Annotated in this window: 18 protein-coding genes; 12 read left to right on the forward strand and 6 right to left on the reverse strand. The window is 71.4% G+C overall.

Annotated features, from left to right (window positions below; translation table 11 throughout):
* Window position 1 precedes the first annotated feature (1 nt).
* Window positions 2–1,306: an alanine racemase gene (locus BMY07_RS00060; protein ID WP_092774317.1), complete on the reverse strand. Its 1,305-nt coding sequence runs from the start codon at window positions 1,304–1,306 to the stop codon at window positions 2–4.
* Between the two features lie 258 nt (window positions 1,307–1,564).
* Here BMY07_RS00060 and BMY07_RS00065 point away from each other — a divergent pair, with 258 nt between their 5' ends.
* From BMY07_RS00065 to BMY07_RS00085, 5 genes are all read left to right on the forward strand, one after another.
* Entirely contained in the window at window positions 1,565–2,554 is a 990-nt protein-coding gene (locus BMY07_RS00065; RefSeq protein ID WP_425426212.1) for a sugar kinase, read from the forward strand.
* A complete protein-coding gene (locus tag BMY07_RS00070) occupies window positions 2,551–3,303 on the forward strand; it encodes an IclR family transcriptional regulator (protein ID WP_092774318.1) in 753 nt (250 codons plus the stop codon). Before BMY07_RS00065 ends, BMY07_RS00070 begins: the two co-directional genes overlap by 4 nt.
* 55 nt (window positions 3,304–3,358) lie before the next feature.
* Complete coding sequence (locus tag BMY07_RS00075) at window positions 3,359–3,736, forward strand: RidA family protein (RefSeq protein ID WP_092774319.1); 378 nt, start codon at window positions 3,359–3,361, stop codon at window positions 3,734–3,736.
* A gap of 83 nt (window positions 3,737–3,819) precedes the next feature.
* Window positions 3,820–4,752: a sporulation protein gene (locus BMY07_RS00080; RefSeq protein ID WP_092774320.1), complete on the forward strand. Its 933-nt coding sequence runs from the start codon at window positions 3,820–3,822 to the stop codon at window positions 4,750–4,752.
* Window positions 4,753–4,806: 54 nt separating this feature from the next.
* On the forward strand, window positions 4,807–5,181 hold the full coding sequence (locus tag BMY07_RS00085) for a pyridoxamine 5'-phosphate oxidase family protein (RefSeq protein WP_281245012.1): 375 nt from the start codon (window positions 4,807–4,809) through the stop codon (window positions 5,179–5,181).
* 1 nt (window position 5,182) lies between these two features.
* Here BMY07_RS00085 and BMY07_RS00090 read toward each other — a convergent pair whose 3' ends face one another.
* Window positions 5,183–5,965 carry a peptidase M10A gene (locus BMY07_RS00090; protein ID WP_092774322.1) on the reverse strand — a complete coding sequence of 261 codons (783 nt, stop codon included), beginning with the start codon at window positions 5,963–5,965 and terminating at the stop codon, window positions 5,183–5,185.
* A 221-nt stretch (window positions 5,966–6,186) separates the two neighbouring features.
* Here BMY07_RS00090 and BMY07_RS00095 point away from each other — a divergent pair, with 221 nt between their 5' ends.
* Window positions 6,187–6,909, forward strand: a complete 723-nt coding sequence (locus BMY07_RS00095) for a response regulator transcription factor (RefSeq protein WP_092774323.1) — start codon at window positions 6,187–6,189, stop codon at window positions 6,907–6,909.
* An 8-nt stretch (window positions 6,910–6,917) separates the two neighbouring features.
* Here the strand turns inward: BMY07_RS00095 and BMY07_RS00100 are convergent, their stop codons facing one another.
* Entirely contained in the window at window positions 6,918–7,733 is an 816-nt protein-coding gene (locus tag BMY07_RS00100; protein WP_092774324.1) for a peptidase M10A, read from the reverse strand.
* A 103-nt stretch (window positions 7,734–7,836) separates the two neighbouring features.
* On the reverse strand, window positions 7,837–8,640 hold the full coding sequence (locus tag BMY07_RS00105) for a DNA/RNA non-specific endonuclease (protein ID WP_092774325.1): 804 nt from the start codon (window positions 8,638–8,640) through the stop codon (window positions 7,837–7,839).
* Between the two features lie 386 nt (window positions 8,641–9,026).
* On the opposite strand from BMY07_RS00105, the gene BMY07_RS00110 reads away from it, so the two are divergent.
* From BMY07_RS00110 to BMY07_RS00130, 5 genes are all read left to right on the forward strand, one after another.
* Window positions 9,027–11,519: a nitrate- and nitrite sensing domain-containing protein gene (locus BMY07_RS00110; protein WP_092774326.1), complete on the forward strand. Its 2,493-nt coding sequence runs from the start codon at window positions 9,027–9,029 to the stop codon at window positions 11,517–11,519.
* Between the two features lie 26 nt (window positions 11,520–11,545).
* Complete coding sequence (locus BMY07_RS00115; RefSeq protein ID WP_092774893.1) at window positions 11,546–12,013, forward strand: roadblock/LC7 domain-containing protein; 468 nt, start codon at window positions 11,546–11,548, stop codon at window positions 12,011–12,013.
* Entirely contained in the window at window positions 12,013–12,384 is a 372-nt protein-coding gene (locus tag BMY07_RS00120; RefSeq protein ID WP_092774327.1) for a DUF742 domain-containing protein, read from the forward strand. The genes BMY07_RS00115 and BMY07_RS00120 overlap by 1 nt, the downstream gene beginning before the upstream one ends.
* Window positions 12,365–12,961, forward strand: a complete 597-nt coding sequence (locus BMY07_RS00125) for a GTP-binding protein (protein ID WP_177215348.1) — start codon at window positions 12,365–12,367, stop codon at window positions 12,959–12,961. The genes BMY07_RS00120 and BMY07_RS00125 overlap by 20 nt, the downstream gene beginning before the upstream one ends.
* 646 nt (window positions 12,962–13,607) lie before the next feature.
* Complete coding sequence (locus BMY07_RS00130) at window positions 13,608–14,054, forward strand: NUDIX domain-containing protein (protein ID WP_245782094.1); 447 nt, start codon at window positions 13,608–13,610, stop codon at window positions 14,052–14,054.
* A 3-nt stretch (window positions 14,055–14,057) separates the two neighbouring features.
* Here the strand turns inward: BMY07_RS00130 and BMY07_RS00135 are convergent, their stop codons facing one another.
* Together BMY07_RS00135 and BMY07_RS00140 are read right to left on the reverse strand one after the other, a co-directional pair.
* Complete coding sequence (locus BMY07_RS00135; RefSeq protein WP_092774330.1) at window positions 14,058–15,089, reverse strand: hemolysin family protein; 1,032 nt, start codon at window positions 15,087–15,089, stop codon at window positions 14,058–14,060.
* Window positions 15,086–16,435: a hemolysin family protein gene (locus BMY07_RS00140; RefSeq protein WP_092774331.1), complete on the reverse strand. Its 1,350-nt coding sequence runs from the start codon at window positions 16,433–16,435 to the stop codon at window positions 15,086–15,088. Before BMY07_RS00140 ends, BMY07_RS00135 begins: the two co-directional genes overlap by 4 nt.
* Window positions 16,436–17,098: 663 nt before the next feature.
* Here BMY07_RS00140 and BMY07_RS00145 point away from each other — a divergent pair.
* Window positions 17,099–18,175, forward strand: coding sequence for a tryptophan dimethylallyltransferase family protein (locus BMY07_RS00145; protein ID WP_245782095.1), 1,077 nt, complete (start codon window positions 17,099–17,101; stop codon window positions 18,173–18,175).
* The last annotated feature ends 14 nt before the right edge of the window (window positions 18,176–18,189 follow it).

Consider the following 18,189-nt stretch of genomic DNA (forward strand, 5'->3'; position numbering starts at 1 on the left):
GTCAGAAGAAGGTACGGACAAGGTCCACGACCGTCTCCCCGTCGGTCCCGGTGACCGGCACCAGTTGCCACTTGTCGAACACCGTGCACGGGTGCGAGAGGCCGAGCCCGACCCAGTCGCCGACCGCGATCCTGGTGTGCGAGCCGACCGCGAGGAACCCGTGCTGGTCGTTGAGCGCGGTCACCCTGGCGTCGTGCAGCCCGTGCGTCCCGGTCGGGGTCCGCAGCACCTGCGGCTCCGGCAGGTCGATGTCGTAGGGCACGTCCCGCTTGCCGACCGCCAGCAGCGCCAACCCCGGCTCCGGCCGCGACACCACCTGCGCCCACGCCCGCAGCGCCGAGCGCAGCGGCGGCACCGACGACACCCGCGGGTGCGCGCCGAGCGGGGAGATGTCGCGGTAGAACCCGTCGTCGTGGGTGATGTAGGCGCCGCTGCGCAGCACCGGCAGCACGGGTAACCCGGCGGGCCACGGCGCGGTGAGCGCGTCGGCGACCCGGTCGAAGAACGCGCTGCCGCCCGCGGTGACCAGCACGTGCTCGGTCTCGAACCTCCCGCGCAGCATCGCCACCGTCTCGCGCAGCCTGCCCAGGAACGCGTCCACCGCGGCCAGGCTCGACTCGCTGGCGTCCGGCCCGGCCGGTCCCTCGTAGCCGCCGACGCCCGCCAGCCGCAGCACCGGGCTGGCCACGACCGCCTCGGCCACCGCCCGCGCGGTGGACTGGTCGCGGACCCCGGTCCGCCCGCCCGCCACGCCGACCTCGACCAGCACCCGCACCGGCCGCGCCACCGGGCCCGCCGCGGTCAGCCCCTCGGTCATCAGCTCGACGCCGCGCACCGAGTCCACCCAGCAGGTGAACTCGAACTCCTCGTCGGCGGCCAGCTCGCCTGCCAGCCACGCCAGCCCGCCCGGGTCGAGCAGCTCGTTGGCGAACAGCACCCGGCTCACCCCGAACGCCCGGTACACCCGCAGCTGCCCGACCGTGGCCGCGGTGATGCCCCACGCGCCGTGGTCGAGCTGGCGGGCGAACAGCGACGGCGCCATCGTCGTCTTGCCGTGCGGCGCCAGCGCGAGCCCCCGCTCGGCGCACCACGCCGCCATCGTCGCCAGGTTGTGCTCCACCGCGTCGTTGTCCAGCGCGACCACGGGACCGATGAACCCGTCCCGGAACAGGCCGGGCCGCCGCGCCACCGCCTGGCCGACGGTCAGCCCGAACAGCGCGTGCGGGACCGACTTGAACCGCCAGTCCAGCGGTTCGTCGGCCAACCCGGCCACCGCGGTCCGATCGATGCGCCCGGCACCAGCCACCGTGCCCCCTCGCAGTCGTGGGGGCGCTGGGCGCTCCCGGTCGTCGTCGGCCGGTGTGCCGACCACCCCCACCCAACCGCGCCGGTGGTGGCGGCGTCACCCGCCGACCAGGCACTCTGGCGGTTCCCACGCCACGGGACACCGCCAATACGGTGGATTGCGTTCCGTGCAACGACTAGTGCGCCATGTGCTACGCAGTGTGTAGCATCTCGCGGGTACCGGTTCAACGGCGCCGGTCGCGTGGCTGCTGGAGGCTCGGTGCACAACGCAGGGGTGGAGGTCGTGTGCCTCGGTGAGTCCATGGCCGTGTTCGTCCCGGCCGAGCCGGGGCCCGCCGACCTGGTCGAGACCTGGACCAGGACCGTCGGCGGCGCCGAGTCGAACGTGGCGCGGACGCTGGCCGGGCTCGGGGTCCGCTCGGCGTGGGTGAGCGCGGTCGGCGACGACCCGTTCGGCCGCGCCGTGGTCGCCGCTGTCGCCGCCGCCGGGGTCGACGTCTCCGGGGTGCTGGTCGACCCGACCCGCCCCACCGGCCTCTACATCAAGGAGAGCGACGCCGCGGGCAGCCCGGTCCGCTACTACCGGCGCGGGTCGGCCGCCTCGGCGATGGGGCCGGACACCCTCGACCGGGTCGACCTCGCGGGCGCCCGGCTGGTGCACATCAGCGGGATCACCGCCGCCCTGTCGCCGGACTGCCTCGCCCTGCTGCGCGCGGTGCTCGACCTGCCGAGGACCGCGCACCAGGTGTCGTTCGACCTCAACTGGCGGCCCGCGCTCTGGGCCGGGTCCGACCACGGCGTCCTGCGGGAACTGGCCGACCGCGCCGACATCGTGCTCGTCGGCTCGGACGAGGCCGAGGTGGTGTGGGGCGCCGCGACCCCGGCCGAGGTCCGCGCCGTGCTGCCCACCCCGCACACGCTGGTCGTCAAGCAGGGCGCGGTCGGGGCGACCCTGCTGCGCCACGGTCAGCCCGAGGTGTTCGAGCCCGCGCTGCGCGTCGAGGTCGTCGAACCGGTCGGCGCCGGTGACGCCTTCGCCGCCGGGTTCCTCGCCGCCGCCCTGCGCGGCGAACCGCCCGCCCGTGCCCTGCGCGCGGGCCACATCCGCGCCGCGACCGTGCTGCGCACCCACCACGACGTCGCCGACCCGCTCCCGGCGCCCACCGTCGACGACCTGCTCGACGCCGACCCGGCCGCCTGGGCCGCCACCAGCTGGACCGGTGCGGGGATCGGGGTGCGCGCCCGATGAGCCAGAGCCTCGACCGCGCCCTCGTCCTGCTCGACGCCCTCGCCGACGGCCCGCGGACCCTCGACCAGCTCGCCGAGCAGGCGGGCGTGCACAAGACGACCGTCCTGCGGCTGCTGCGCACCCTGGAGTCCCGCCGGTTCGTCCAGCGCGACGACGCCCGCCACTACCGGCTGGGCACCGCGCTGTTCGACCTGGCCAACCGCTCCCTCGACAGCAGGGACGTGCGCCGCGCCGCCGAACCCGCGCTGCGCGAGCTCAACGAGCTGACCGGGCACACCGTGCACCTGGCCAGCTACGAGGGCGGCGAGGTCGTCTACATCGACAAGTTCGAGAGCCGCCACCAGGTCCGGATGTACTCGCGGGTGGGCAAGCGCGCCGCGCTGCACTGCACCGCCGTCGCCAAGGTCCTCGTCGCCGCGATGGACCCGGACCGCCGCGAACGCCTCGCCGCCACCATCGACTACGTGCCGATGACCGCCAACACCATCACCACCGCCGAGGCCTACCTCGCCGAACTCGCCGTGGTCGCCGAGCGGGGCTACGCGCTCGACGACTCCGAGCACGAGGACTTCATCCACTGCGTCGCCGCGCCGGTGCGCGGGCAGCGCGGCGGGGTGATCGCCGCGGTGTCGGTGTCGGTGCCCAAGGTCCTGCTCGACCACGACGGGCTGCTGGCCCTCGTGCCCGACCTGCTGCGCACGGCCGCCAGGGCATCCGCGGCCTGCGGCCACACCGCCGCGCTGACCTGACCCGCACTGAATCCCTTGCCGATCCGTCGATCCGAGTACCACCGAGAGGAACACCATGCCCAGGACCGCACTGACCCCGTTCTCCGCGCCGTCGGACGTGCCGATCTCGCCCGGTGTGCGCAAGGGCGGCATCGTCCAGGTGGCGGGCCAGGTCGCCTTCCACCCCGAGACCGGCGCCGTGGTCGGCTCGACCGTCGCCGAGCAGACCGAGCAGACCATGCGCAACGTCCTCGCCGTCCTCGCCGAGGCGGGCGCCACCGAGGCCGACGTGGTCATGTTCCGCGTCTACCTCACCGACACCGCGCACTTCGCCGAGATGAACGACACCTACGCCAGGTTCATCTCCGACCCGCGCCCGGCGCGGACCACGGTCTACGTCGGACTGCCGGAGGGGCTGCTGGTGGAGATCGACGCGCTGGCCGTGCTTGACTGAAATCGGGCACGGGGGGCGATCAACCACGCGGGGCGTGGTGCGTCACTAGGGGTGAGCAAGCTCCCCGCGAGGAAAGGGTGACGATGGTCTTCAAGAAGGTGCTGCGGGCGCTGGGGGTCGGCGGGCCGTCCGTGGACACGGTGCTGTCGAACTCCCGCGTGCACCCCGGCGGTGTGCTCACCGGCGAGGTCAGGATGGTCGGCGGCGACGCCGACGCCGACATCGACTACGTCGCGCTGTCGCTGGTGGCCAGGGTCGAGCGGTCCGACGACAGCGTGGCCCCGGTGGAGTTCGACCGCGCGGTGGTCGCGGGCCGGTTCAGCCTGCCTGCCGGTCAGCAGCGGTCGATCCCGTTCCAGCTGCCGGTGCCGTGGGAGGCGCCGCTGACCGAGGTGTTCGGCACCCACCTGCACGGCATGGCGCTGGGTCTGCGCACCGAGCTCGCGGTCGCCAAGGCCGTGGACAAGGGTGACCTCGACCCGGTGCAGATCGTGCCGCTGCCCTCGCAGGAGGCGGTGCTCGGCGCGTTCGGGCAGCTCGGTTTCCGCTTCAAGACCGCGGACCTGGAGGCGGGCCGCATCCACGGCGTGCACCAGCAGCTGCCGTTCTTCCAGGAGATCGAGTTCTACCCGCCGCCGCACCTGGCGCGGGGCATCACCCAGGTCGAGCTGACCTTCGTCACCGAACCGCAGGGCATGGCCATCGTCCTGGAGGCCGACCGCCGCTCCGGCCTGTTCACCGCAGGCGGCGACGTCTACGGCCGCTTCCACGTCAGCCACCACGACGCCGAGCGCACCGACTGGCGCGCCCGCGTCGAGGAATGGCTCACCCAGGTCTCCGGCCGCCGCGCCCAGTCGCACGGTTCCCATGGCGCCCACGGCTTCCACGGCGGCCACCACGGCGGCCCCGGCGTCGGCGGCGTGGTCGCGGGCGCCGCCGCGGGCGTCGTCGGCGGCATGGTCCTCGGCGAGGTCTTCGACGAGATCGGCGACTTCTTCGGCGGGGACGACGACTAGCCGCTGCCGGTTCTGTGCGTACGGGTGACACCCGGGCCGAGTACCGTGGCCCGGGTGTCACCCGATTTCGAGCAATTCTGGCGCGAACGCCACCTGTGCACCCTGACCACCCTGCGCCCCGACGGCACCCCGCACGTGGTCCCGGTAGGAGTCACCTACGACGCCGGAGCACGCGTGGCCAGGGTGATCACCTCACGAGACACCCGCAAGGTCCGCAACGCCCTGGCCACCGGCCGGGTCGTGGTGTGCCAGGTGGACGGTCGCAGGTGGACCTCCCTGGAGGGCACCGCCACAGTGACCGACACCCCCGACCGAGTCGCCGACGCCGAACGCCGGTACGCGGCCCGCTACCGCGAACCGCGCCCCAACCCCGACCGCGTGGTGATCGAGATCGCCGTCGAGCGGATCCTCGGCACCGTCCGCGAGTGAGCTACCGGACCGTCCCCGCGGCCTTGAGGCCCGCGTAGTCGCCCGCGCCCAGCAGGCGGCGGGAGGTGTCGCACGGGGCGCTGGAGGGGGTCATGGTCTGGGCGGCGCTGCGGACCTGGTCGACGTGGGCGAGGCCCGCGGTGTGCAGGCGTTCGTGGGTCATGGTGGTCTCGAGGTCGTAGAGCTGGCCCGCGCAGTTGGCGGGCTTCGAGGTGAACCAGGTGTAGACCACGTTGTCGATCAGCGCGTCCGAGGCGATCACCACGCCCTTGGCGTTGAAGAAGGTGCACGTGTACGCCAGCACCTTGGGCGGGAGCGCGCCCCAGCCGGTCACGCTCTTGCCGTCGTTGCCGGTGCAGGTGAGGTCGCTGGCGACCTGCGGTTTGGCGGTCGAGGTGCCCCCGTACTTGTACGCGGTGGTGAAGCTGGTCGCCAGGCCGCACCGGTTCGCGCCCTTGCCGACGGTGTCGCCGGATGCGGTGATGGCGGCCAGGGCGGTGCTCGCGACGGCCGGTGGAGCGCCCTCGCCGTTGTAGAACCAGTTGTACGTGCCCGTCACCCGCCACGTCTTGATCGCGTAGCTGGTGTCGGTGCACGAGGTGTCCTCCGTGGGCGCCGCGGCTCCCGCGTACTGCGCGTCGTCCTCGTCTGCTGCGTAGATCGCCTGCCCCACCACGAAGACCTGCTCGTCGGCCACTGTCGGCCCTGGCACGGACCCCGGCACCAAGACGATGGCGGCGGCGAGTGCTGCGGCGGCGACAACGGTGACCTGGCTTCGGCGCATGACATGTCCTTCCACTCGGCGAGATGTGGCGTGGGTCACTAACGACGGTAGAGTGCCCATTCCGGGGAGCGAGACAGTTGAGCGGACAGTTGCGATTTGGTTGCGCCGAGTAACACCCTGTGGGTGACATCCGCGTCGTGCGGGCCGGTTCGTCCCGTTTTACGGTGAGGATCACGCCGGGGCCCGCACGAGCCCCACGTCAGAGGGGGTGAACGGGGGCGATGGCGCGGATCCTCGCGGTGGACGACGACCCGGACGTGCTGGGTGTGCTCCGGCTGCTGTTCGACGCCTCCGGCCACGAGCTGCTGTGCGTCGGCGACGGCCGCGCGGGGCTGCGGCTGCTGCACCAGACCCGCCCGCACCTGCTGCTGCTCGACCTCGGCCTGGTCGCCGGGCCCGGGATGGACGGTTGGGGTGTGCTGGAGCGGGTCCGCGACATCGCCGACCTGCCGGTGCTGCTGCTCTCCGCGCACGGCGGGGTCGCCGACAAGGTCCGCGGCCTGCGCGGCGGCGCCGACGACGTGCTCACCAAGCCCTTCGCCGCGATCGAGCTGCTGGCCAGGGTGGAGGCGCTGCTGCGCAGGTCGGGCGGCGAGCTGGGGGAGCGGGCGCAGGTCTACGACGACGGCGAGGTCCGGGTCGACCCGCGCACCCGCCTGGTCAGCGTGCACGGCCGCGAGCTCGAGCTGACCGGCACCGAGTTCCGCCTGCTCAACGTGCTGGTGCGCAACCCGGGCGCCGCGCTGACCCTGGCCGACCTGCTGGCCTCGGTGTGGGACGACCCGACCGGCATCGCGCCGGACCGGGTCAAGTTCGCCGTGCTGCGGCTGCGCCGGAAACTGGGCTGGGCCGGGAACGGCTCACCCCTCTCGGCCGTGCGCGGCGTCGGTTACCGCTATCGGCCGAGAGGGGTGAACCGTTCCCGACCGGTTACGTCGAGATGAGTGCTTCCTTAACGAGTGGCTCGCGCGGCGAGGGCCTTCAGACCCGCGTAGTCACCCGCGCCGAGCAGGCGGCGCGAGGTGTCGCAGGCGGAGCTGGCGGGGGTCATCACCTGGGCGGCGTTCTTGACCTGGTCGACGTGCGCGAGCCCTGCCGTGTGCAGCCGCTCGTGGGTCAGCGTGGTCTGCAGGTCGTACTTGGCGCCGGTGCAGTTCGCGGGCTTGGTGGTGAACCAGGTGTAGGCCACGTTGTCGATCAGGGTGTCGGAGGCGACGACCACGCCGCGCGCGTTGTAGTAGGTGCAGGTGTAGGCGAGCACCTTGGCGGGCAGCGCGCCCCAGCCGGTGACCGACTTGCCGTCGTTGCCGGTACAGGTGGCGTTCGTGGCGACCTGCGGCTTCACCGACGTGGTCCCCGCGTAGGTGAACGTGCTGGTCAGGTTCGCGGGCTGGCCGCAGCGGTTGGCGCCCTTGGCGACGGTGTCGGAGGCGGTGGTGATCGTCGACAGCGCGGTCGAGGCGATCGCGGCGGGCACGCCGGTGCTGTTGTAGAGCCACTTGAGCGTGGTGACCTTCCACGGCTTGAGCGCGTAGGTGCCGTCGGTGCACGAGGTGTCCGCGGTGGCCTTGGCCGCCGAGAAGGTGTTCGCGTCACCCTCGCCGGTGGTGCCGGTCTGGACCTCGCCGGACTCGTCGAAGGTGTAGGCGGTGGCGACCAGGTACAGCTCGTCGCTCCCGGCGGCGTCGGCGACCGGCTGCTCGACGAGCATCACGGCGCAGGCGGCGAGAACGGTGGCCAGTGCTGCGGTCGTCTTGCTGCGTCGCATCGGATGCCCCTTCGGCTTGTGGCTTGTGGTGACAAGCGTCAGCCGATAGGGGAGCGAGCCGGGTACGCGGGAAGGTGTGTTTTGGGTGCGCGGTGACCGCGCGTCAGAACCAGGCGATCTGGTCGAGGGAGCCCAGCGGCGGGCGGTCGAGGTCCTGCGCGACCAGTGGCGCGGTGTCGGCCGCGGTCAGCTCGGGGGCGAACCGCAGCCCCACCCGCTCACCGAGCCCGGCGACCGCGACCTGGTAGACCCGGAACTCCTCGAACTCCAGGCTCTCCACCCGGTTCAGGTTCTGCGTCAGCACGAACGCGCTTGCCCGGAGCGTGCCCGACTGCACGGACGCGATCACCTTCCAGAACTCGCGGGGCAGCGCGACGCCCCGGTACACCCGGTCGTCGGCGCCGAGCACCGGGCCGCCGAACACGCTCACCCGCAGCCGGTCCACCTCGACGTCGGTGTAGAGGGCGTCCTCCAGCCTGCCCCACAGGCCCTGCCGCACGCTCTGGTTGAAGTCGTCCACCTGCGGGGTGATGTTCGTGAAGCGGAACGAGTCGCGGTTGGCCGCCTTCGCCTCCGGCAGCGACCCCCACAGCAGGTCCGCCCGCCGGGCCAGGTGACCTCGGTCGAGCCGGTTGCCCGCGTACACCTCGTCGCCGACCTGGACCTGCGCGGGCAGCCGGGGGTCCTTGCTGAACTCGATCCCGGTGCGCGGCAGCTTGTGCATCCGGCCGCCGTCGATGTTCCACGCCACCCACCTGGCGAACCGCCGCGACCGGCTCAGCGCCAGCGAGAAGTGCGTGTAGTCCACCGTGCTGGTCCCGTCGAGCCGCACGGCGTCGTCCTCGAGCGCCGGGTCCAGCCCGGGCGCCGGCAGGGTCACGTCCAGGAAGTCGGGGTCGTAGCCCATCCTTGGCCTCCGGTCCACGCGGGTGGCTAGACCGTGCCGTTGATCACCCCGCGTTGGCAAGGCACCCGGGCCGGATCTGCCCCCGGGGAGGGTGCCCGGATGGCCGTCGGGGCAACCCGGAGTGGTCGGCGGCGGGATTGGTACAACCCGGTAGCGCTCCCAGCACACGGCGTACGGGTCGACTACCTGCTGTTCACCCCGCCGGCCATCCCAGCGCACGGACCGGTCACTTCCGCTTGTGGGTGAACCGGTACGCTTCACCCTTGCGTACCGCGTGTGATCGCTGGCGCTGAGTTAGATTGATCTTGACTGGATCGGGTCTGTCACTCGCCGGGGCGATAACCCGCCTGGTGGCGTGCGTGGCAAACCGACAAGTGTGGAGAGCTGTGAAGCGGAACAGCGGGTCGCCCGCCAAGTCGACCACGACGATCCGGTCCCGCCTCACCGGCGTCGTGGTGGTGCCCAGCGTCATCCTGCTGGTGATGTGGGCGGTCTTCTCGTCCTACACCGTCTTCGACGGCATCTACCTCAAGGCCGTGACCAGCGGCGTCAAGGACGCCTCGATCCCCGCGGTCGACACCTTCGCCGCGCTGCAGCGCGAGCGCCAGCTCACCATGACCGCGCTGAGCACCGCGAACCCGGACACCCTGGCGCTCAAGACCCAGCAGCAGACCACCGACAAGGTCGTCGGCGAGCTGCGCGTCGCCCTCGACGGCCTGGCGGCCAACGCCCCGGCCGAGGTCAACGCCCGCGTCCAGGCGCTCAACCAGGCGCTGGCCCCGCTGCCGCAGCGGCGCGCCCAGGTCGAGTCCGGCCGGGCCAACCGCGACGAGATCTACACCTTCTACAACACCGTGCTCGACGCCGGCGCCGCGCTGTTCGACACCCAGGCCCGCATCGTGCCCGACTCGGTCGTGGTGCAGGCAGGTCTGACCGCGACCGACATCTTCCGCGCCGCCGACCGCATGTCCCGCGCCTCGTCGCAGGGCGCGGCCGCGCTCGCCGCCGGTGCCTTCACCGCCGACCAGCACGTCGAGTTCGCGAACCTGGTCGGCTCCTACCGCTCCGTGCTGGCCACCTCGGCGAGCGCGGGCACCGACGAGGTCAAGGCCCACTACCAGCGGCTCACCGGCGCCGAGTCGTGGCTGCGGCTGACCGCGGCGGAGAACGCCCTCATCGGAGCCGCCCCCCGCGCCGCCGAGAACGGCAACCGCCGCACCGAGCCGGTCGCCATGCCGGTCGGCGCCGGTGAGTGGGAGGCCGTCACGCAGAGCGCCTCAGAGGAACTGATCAAGCTCGCCGTCGAGCAGGCCACCGGCGGTGTGGAACTGGGCCTGCAGCGCGCCGACGACAAGTTCTTCGAGGTCATCATCGGCAGCCTGATCGCGCTGCTGGCCGTGGTCACCGGCATCGTGCTCGCCGTGCGCATCTCGCGCAGGCTGGTCAACAAGGCCCTGGTGACCCGGCTCGACCAGCTCAAGAGCGACTCGCTGCAACTGGCGCACGAGAAGCTGCCCAGCATCGTCGACCGGCTGCGCCAGGGCGACCGGGTCGACGTCGGCGCCGAGGTGCCGCCGCTGGACTACGGCACCGACGAGATCGGCCAGGTGGCCGACGCCTTCAACGCCGCCCAGTACACCGCCATCGCCGCCGCGGTGAAGGAGAGCCAGGCCCGCGAGGGCGTCAACCGCGTCTTCCTCGGCATCGCCCACCGCCACCAGGGCCTGGTCCACCGCCAGCTCAAGATCCTGGACAAGATGGAGCGCGAGGAGGAGAACCCCGAGCACCTCGACTCCCTCTTCCAGCTCGACCACCTCGCCACCCGCGCCCGCCGCAACGCCGAGAACCTGATCATCCTCGCCGGTGAGCAGCCCGGTCGGCAGTGGCGCAAACCGGTGCGGCTGCTCGACATCCTGCGCGCCGCGGTCGCCGAGACCGAGCAGTACGTCCGGGTCCGGGTCCGCCAGGTGCCCGACGTGGCGCTCAACGGCGTCGCCGTCGCCGACACCATCCACCTGGTCGCCGAGCTGGTCGACAACGCCGCGTCGTTCTCCCCGCCGCGCTCCCAGGTCGAGGTCTACACCAGCCAGGTCTCCGGCGGTGTCGTCGTCGAGATCGAGGACCACGGGCTCGGCATGACCGCCGAGGACCGCGAGCAGCACAACCAGATGCTGGCGCACCCGCCGGAGTTCGACGCGATGGCGCTGCGCGGCGAGTCCCGCCTCGGCCTGTTCGTGGTCGCCCGGCTGGCCGCGCGCCGCGCGATCCGGGTCGAGCTGCGCGAGTCGCCCTACGGCGGCACCGTGGCCCTGGTGTTCATCCCCGCCGACATCGTCGCCGAGACCCCGGACTTCGTGCCGGAGTCCGACGCGCCGAGCCCCCGCCCGCGCAAGGCGCTCGACCGCGGCGCCGGTGCCGTCGTCGACAGCGACACCGTGGTCGAGCTGGTGGAGCCGCGCGGGGGCATCGACAAGTTCTGGTCCGACGCGGTGGGCGACGACCTCGCCCACGCGGATCTGTGGCCGCTGACCGACGAGGAGGCGCCCGACCACCACGCGGGTGCCGGCGCCGCGAACGGGGTGGGGGACTCGCACACGGACAACGGGCACCGCGACGGTGTGAGAGCGGACAGCGCCGACGGTGCGCGGTCCGGGGCCGGTGACGCCACCGGGCGCGGGGATCGGCCGACGCTGCCGCGCAGACAGCGCCAGCAGAACCTCGCCCCGCAGTTGCGCGACGAGCCCGTGCTGCCGGACTGGGAGAGCGAGCCGGAGCCCGCGGAGCAGTCCGAGCAGACCGCGAAGCGGGTCCGCGACACCATGGCGGCCTTCCAACGCGGCACCAAGCAGGCGCGCCGGACCGATGGAGCACAGCAGTGAACCCCCCGGGAGCGGCGGCGGGGTTGATGGCGGGGACGACGGGGAAGGAACAGCCCAAGGTGAACGACAAGATCGGTCAGGACCACCAGCTGAACTGGCTTTTGGACGACCTGGTCCGCCGGGTCGTGGGGATCCGCCACTCGGTCGTGCTCTCCGCCGACGGACTGCTGCTCGGCCGCTCGGCCGAGCTGTCCAAGGACGACTCCGAGCACCTGTCGGCGATGGCCTCGGCGTTCCAGAGCCTGGCCCGGGGCACCGGCCGCCAGTTCGGCGGCGGGCAGGTCCGGCAGACCATCGTGGAGATGGACCACGCGTTCCTGTTCGTCACCGCCGCGGGCCGCGGCGCCTGCCTCGCCGTGCTCGGCGAGGAGGACGCGGACGTCGGCATGATCGCCTACGAGATGAACATGCTGGTCAAGCGGGTCGGCGCGCACCTGGCCTCGGCCCCGCGCGGCGGCGCCCCGGTCACGGTGACCGGCCGACGGCCCTCGTGATGTCCGGCGAGGCGGACTGGTGGTTCGACGAGGCGGCCGGACCCCTGGTCCGCCCGTACGCGATGACCAGGGGGCGCACCAGGCCCAACGCGCCCAACCTGAACCTGGTCACCCAGGTCCGGGTCGCCCGCCAGCCGTCGGACCCCTCGACCCTGTCCCCGGAGCACCTGCAGATCATCGAGCTCTGCACGGTCCCGCTCTCGGTGGCCGAGGTCGCCGCCTACCTCAACGTCCCGCTCGTGGTGGTCAAGGTCCTCATCTCCGACCTGATCGAACGCGGCGACGTGCAGGCAGGCGCGCTGTTCCAGACCACGGAGATCAACGACACGAAGTTGCTCCAGGCGGTACTCGATGGCATTCGGAGGATCTGAACAGGTGAGCGACACCCCGGTGGTCCCCACCTCCATCAAGATCGTGGTGGCAGGCGGCTTCGGCGTCGGCAAGACGACCATGGTCAACTCGGTCAGCGAGATCCCCCCGCTGCGCACCGAGGAAGTCCTCACCGAGGCCAGCGTCGGTGTCGACGACATGCGCGGCATCGAGGGCAAGGAGACCACCACGGTCGCCCTCGACTTCGGCCGCATCACGATCAACCCGCAGGTGGTGCTGTACCTGTTCGGCACCCCCGGCCAGAACCGCTTCTGGTTCATGTGGGACGAGCTGGCCCACGGTGCCTTGGGCGCGATCGTGCTGGTCGACACCCGCAGGCTCGACTCCAGCTTCCCCTCGATCGACTTCTTCGAACGCCGCAACATCCCCTTCATCATCGCCGTCAACGGCTTCGAGGGTTCCTGGGAACACACCGCCGAGGAAGTCCGCCAAGCCCTCGACATTGCCCCCACAGTCCCCATAATCAACTGCGACGCCCGCATCAAGGACTCCAGCAAGGACGTCCTGGTCGAGCTGGTCCAGTACACAATGGACCTACTCAGCAAAACCCCCGTCTAGCCCCACTCCCACCCCTCACCACCACCCCGCCGCCCCAACCCCCGGACTTCAATCCCATCAAGATCAACTCCGCTCCGGCGGCCCACCCTCCCGGGGCCCGGGGCCCCATCTCTGAACCTATCGCGATGGCTGATCTGTCAATAGGTCTCGGCCGGGGGCTGTGGATGGTTGAAGGGGTTGTGGACAGACGTCCCTTCGCCGGCCGCTCATTGCGCTCGAAGCGGCTGGTCCGATCCGGCGGAGACTTGGGACGGTGGTCTGCACCCGGCCTTCACGATCGTTGGCCAACCACGCGCCCCTCTACAACGTTGGCCTCCACGCGCCCGCAAACAACGTTGGCCCTAGACCGCTCCTCGGGGTCGCTGGTGCCAAGCCGGCTCGATGGGGTGGACTTGTTTTGTGTGGGGGAGCGCCAGTCGTAGCGTCGTTCGCGGACAGGGCCATGCTTTTCGGCCCCTGCTTTGCGGTCCTGCCACGGCTGGTGTCGGGGCCCCGCGCAAAACAAGTCCACCGCATCGAGCACAGCTCGTAAATCGCGCCCGGGCCAATGCCGAAGGCGAGGCGTCCACCGTCGACGGCGAAGCCGAGCACGAGAGCCGCCAGTCCCTCAGCTCAAGATCAAACCGCCCCGAGAAAGACACCCCAATTGCCACCCCACCACACCATCATCGACGTCCACACCCTCCTAATCCGCCACAACCACCTACTCCTGACCCGCCGCCGCAGCCACTACGGCAAAGGCATGTGGCACCTACCCTCCGGCAAGCTGGACCCCCATGAGTCCCTCCCCGCCGCCGCAGCACGTGAAGCGTTCGAAGAAGTAGGCGTCACCATCGAGCCCGACCGCCTCCGCCACGTGCACACAGCCCACGTCGCGGACTCCGGTCCCACCCCACGCCTCGGCATCTTCTTCGAGGCACGCCACTGGATCGGCGAGCCGGAGAACCGCGAACCCGACAAGTGCTTCGCGGTCGAGTGGTTTCCCCTCGACGCGCTCCCGGACAACGTGATCCCCTACCCGCTGGCCGGGATCCGGGCTTACCTCGACGGCACCACCTTCACCGCCACCGGGTGGGGGACTCGACCTCGGTAGCGCTCAAGCGTCCGTCTCGTCCTCGAACTCCCCCAGGATCTCCTCCAGCAGATCCTCCAACGCCGCCAACCCCACGATCTCCGCCCCCGCCGACACCAACGCCAACTGCGCCCGTTCCCCCCGCATCCGAGCCACCGCGTCCGCGGCCGTCGACTCAGCGGGCAGCACCAACGGCTCGGTCATCAAATCCCCAGCCAGCACCGAAGACCCGGACAACGTCGCCCGCACCGCGTCCCGAACGTGCACCAACCCGGTCGGTTCCCCAGCCGCGTCCAGCACGATCAACCGAGATCGCCCACTGGTCCGGCACACGTCCTCGATCTCCGCCACCGTCGCCGAGTCGGGGACCGCGACCATTGCCGAGCGCGGGGCCATCACCTGTTCCACCGTCGTCCGTTGCACTTGGAGCACGCCGGAGAGGATCTGGTGCTGCTGTTCCGGCAACAGGCCGTGCTCCCGAGACTCCCGCAGCAACATCCGGAGGTCGTCCGGTCCGTGTGCCTGCGCCAGGGTGTCTTGCGGTTCGACCTTCACCGCGCGCAACGTTGCGTTGGCCAGGCCGTTGAGCATGGTCAGCACCGGGCCGGTCACGCGGGTGAACGCGCGGAACGGCAGCGCGAGCCACAGCGCCGACCGCTCCGGGTGCGAGATCGCCCAGGACTTGGGGGCCATCTCGCCGACGACCATGTGCAGGAAGACGACGATGACGACCGCGAGGACGAACGCGATCGGGTAGCTCCACGACGGTGACAGGCCGAGGGTGGTGAACAGCGGGTCGAGCAGGTGCGCGACGGCGGGCTTGGCCAGTGCGCCGAGGCCCAGGGTGCACAGGGTGATGCCGAGTTGGGCGCCCGCCAGCATCACCGACAGCTCGCGGGTCCCCGCGACCGCGGCCCGCGCGGCGCGGCTGCCCTCGGCGGCGGCTTCCTCCAGCCGGTGCCGCTTGGACGCCACGAGGGCGAACTCGGCGGCGACGAAGAACGCGTTCGCGACCAGCAACACGAACGACACCAGCAACGCCGGTCCGGTGCTCACGCCGACACCTCCGCCTTCGAGCTGACCGACACCAGCACCGTGCGCGGCACGTGCCGGTGCACCTCGGTGACGGCGACGACCGCCTTGTGCGGGCCGTCGTCGAGGTCGGCGTCGGCGATGCCCACCTCGACCTCCACGTGGTCGCCGGGGCGCGGGACCCGGCCCAGGCGCTGCATGACCAGGCCGCTGACCGTGTCGTAGCCCGCGCTCTCGGGCAGTTCGATGCCGGTGACCTCCGCGACCTCGTCCACCCGCCAGCGGGCGGGCACCGACCACGAGCCGTCGGCGTGCGCGATCGCCTGGACCTCCATGTGGTCGTCCTCGTCGAGGATCTCGCCGACGACCTCCTCGGCGACGTCCTCGAACGACACCACGCCCGCGAAGCCGCCGAACTCGTCGACGACGCACGCCAGTTGCCGGTGCTCGGCGCGCAGCCGCTCCAGCACCTCGGGCAGCGGCAGGCTGTCGGGCAGGTACAGCGGCGCGACCGCGATGTCGCGCACCGGGGTGCTCGCCCGCGCGGCCGGGGCCACCGTCAGCACCTCCGCGATGCCGACCACCCCGATCACGTCGTCGACGTCCGCGCCGACCACCGGGAACCGGGACCGGCCGGTGTCGAGCAGTTCCACCACCCGGACCGTCGGGTCGTCGGCGCGCAGCAGGTGCACGTCGACCCGCGGCGTCATCACCTGCCCCGCGGTGAGGGTGCGGAAGTCGAGGCCGCCCTCCAGCAGCCGGGACGTGCCCGCGTCCAGGTGACCGCCCTGGCGGGACTCGTCGATGATGCCGCGCAGGTCCTCGGCCGTGGCGCCCTGCGGCAGCTCCTCGATCGGCTCGATGCCGACCGCGCGCAGCAGCCGGGTCGAGGCGCTGTCGAACATCCGGATCAGCGGCCCGGCCACCGCCAGGTACACCAGGGTGGACCGGCTCAGCGCCTTGGCCAGCGCCTCCGGCTTGGCGATCGCCAGGTTCTTGGGCGCGAGCTCGCCGAAGACCATCTGCACGACCGTGGAGAACAGCAGCGCGACCACGATGGACAGCGCCGTGCTCAGCCCCGAGGGCAACCCGGCCAGGCCGAGCAGCGCGGCGGTGCCGTCGCCGAGGAACGGCTCGGACACGTAGCCGACCAGCAGCGCGGTCACGGTGATGCCGAACTGGGCGCCGGAGAGCATGAACGACAACCGCTGGGTCACCCGGTACGCCCGTTCGGCCGCCTTGTCGCCGTCCTCGGCGAGTTGGCGCAGCCGGTTGCGGTCCACGGCGACGTAGGCGAACTCCTGCGCGACGAAGTACCCGGTCGCGGCGGTGAGGAGCAGGACGGAGACGAGTCCGACGAGGATCAGCACCGGCCCTCCGGGGCGGTGGTGCCGGGGCGGCGGTGGTGCCGTGTCGGGGGCCGGGCGCTACCCGGCCCGGGACTGCAGCCGTCGGTGGAACTCATGCGACCAACGCTAACACGATGTCCGTTTCACCGGGCGGCGCGCGCTGAGCCCGGTGTCCATCATGGACTCTTCGGGGAGTTGGCCTGCGGTGCCGCTGTCAAGCCGACACCCCGATCGGACCATCGGATGTCTCACGTGACGCAGATCGCCCTCACCTTCGGCGCCCACGCAGGGTCACGGCCACGCGCACGCGCACCTGCACGGGCGCCAAGAGGACCAGACCACCCCGTACCACCCGCGCCGGGGTGTAAGCACTGCTCAGTCGATCTCGGACGGGGTACGGATATACCGGTAAACTTTTCACGAAGTGAATTGCTTCACACGAAATCGGTCGCTTTTTCGCGACCCTCCGTGCAGGCCGCAATGTCACTAGCACGGCGCCCACAATCCGGCAACGGCGGTTTTCGGCAGCTCTTCTCATTTACGCTCAGTAAGAGCGCGTGCGGAGTGGATCACCGCCTTGGCGGTACTGGCTTGTTCGTATTCACCCGTACGTTGCCTGGTGTCGTCGGTGTGGGTGAATGGCTGGGTAGGGGTCTGCAGGTGAGGATCACGCGGTCGAGGGCTGTGACGCTCAACGAACACACCGGGGCCCAGGTGCGACGGCTGTGCGCCGTGCTCGGTCTCGCCGAGCAGGCCGACGAGGTCGCCGCCGTGCTCGCCGACATCATCGGCCCGGCCGGTGCCAGGGCGCTCGACGAGCCGCCGCTGTGGCGCTCGGACGTGGCCGACGACCACACCCCGGTCGAGTACTCCGTGGCGTTCGAACAGGACGGTTCGCACACGCTGCGGCTGCTGGTCGAGTCGGTCGCGCGCAGGCCGGGACCCTCGGCCAACCTCGACGCCGCGCTGTCCTGTCTAGACCGTCTGGCCGAACGCTACCCGTTGGCGCTGGACAGGTTCGACGCCGTGCGCGGGCTGTTCCTGCCCGACGAGCCGCGCGGGGTGTTCTCGCTGTGGTTCTCCATCGTGGTCACCAGGGCGCGGGTCGCGGTCAAGGTCTACCTCAACCCGGAGGTGCACGGCCAGGCCGCCGCACCGGGGCTGGTCGCCGCCGGGCTCGACCGGCTCGGCCTGACCGCCGCCTGGCCGGACCTGAGCTCGCACGCGCCCCGCCCGACGTCCACATTGGACCGGTTCTCGTTCTTCGCCATCGACCTCGACGACTCGCCGCGCTCGCGGGTCAAGGTCTACCAGAGCCACTTCCGCGCCGGGCTGCGCGAACTGGCCCACCTCGCCGCCGCCTGCCCGCTCACCGACCAGGACGTGCTCGCCGACTTCGAGTCGACCATCGGCGGCCTCGACAGCTACGACGGCAGGCCGCTGGTCACCAGCTACATCTACCTGGCCGGGCAACGCGAACCCAGCGGGTTCTCCGTCTACCTGCCGGTCCGCGACTACGTCCCCGACGACGCCGTGGCGCTCACCAGGACCAAGACCCTGTTGTCCGGGCACGGCTTCGACGCCGCCGTGCTCGACCGCGCCATCGCCGCGGTGACCAACCGTCCACTCGAGTCGGGGGTGGGGCTGATCGCGCACGTGTCGCTGCGCATGGGCCGACCGCGGCCGGGGATCACCGTCTACCTGTCCGCCGAGGCCTACGCCGTCGCCGCCCCCGGCGGGGTCGCGGCAGGCGCGGCGTAAATCAGGGAAACAGC

It is taken from the genome of Actinokineospora terrae (genome assembly GCF_900111175.1).
GTDB lineage: Bacteria > Actinomycetota > Actinomycetes > Mycobacteriales > Pseudonocardiaceae > Actinokineospora > Actinokineospora terrae.

Bases quoted from the DNA above. Each gene is read 5' to 3' on its own strand.
- BMY07_RS00070 (WP_092774318.1), top strand. From the start codon at position 2,551: ATGAGCCAGAGCCTCGACCGCGCCCTCGTCCTGCTCGACGCCCTCGCC.
- BMY07_RS00075 (WP_092774319.1), top strand. From the start codon at position 3,359: ATGCCCAGGACCGCACTGACCCCGTTCTCCGCGCCGTCGGACGTGCCG.
- BMY07_RS00080 (WP_092774320.1), top strand. From the start codon at position 3,820: ATGGTCTTCAAGAAGGTGCTGCGGGCGCTGGGGGTCGGCGGGCCGTCC.
- BMY07_RS00090 (WP_092774322.1), bottom strand. From the start codon at position 5,965: ATGCGCCGAAGCCAGGTCACCGTTGTCGCCGCCGCAGCACTCGCCGCC.
- BMY07_RS00095 (WP_092774323.1), top strand. From the start codon at position 6,187: ATGGCGCGGATCCTCGCGGTGGACGACGACCCGGACGTGCTGGGTGTG.
- BMY07_RS00100 (WP_092774324.1), bottom strand. From the start codon at position 7,733: ATGCGACGCAGCAAGACGACCGCAGCACTGGCCACCGTTCTCGCCGCC.
- BMY07_RS00105 (WP_092774325.1), bottom strand. From the start codon at position 8,640: ATGGGCTACGACCCCGACTTCCTGGACGTGACCCTGCCGGCGCCCGGG.
- BMY07_RS00115 (WP_092774893.1), top strand. From the start codon at position 11,546: ATGGCGGGGACGACGGGGAAGGAACAGCCCAAGGTGAACGACAAGATC.
- BMY07_RS00120 (WP_092774327.1), top strand. From the start codon at position 12,013: ATGTCCGGCGAGGCGGACTGGTGGTTCGACGAGGCGGCCGGACCCCTG.
- BMY07_RS00125 (WP_177215348.1), top strand. From the start codon at position 12,365: ATGGCATTCGGAGGATCTGAACAGGTGAGCGACACCCCGGTGGTCCCC.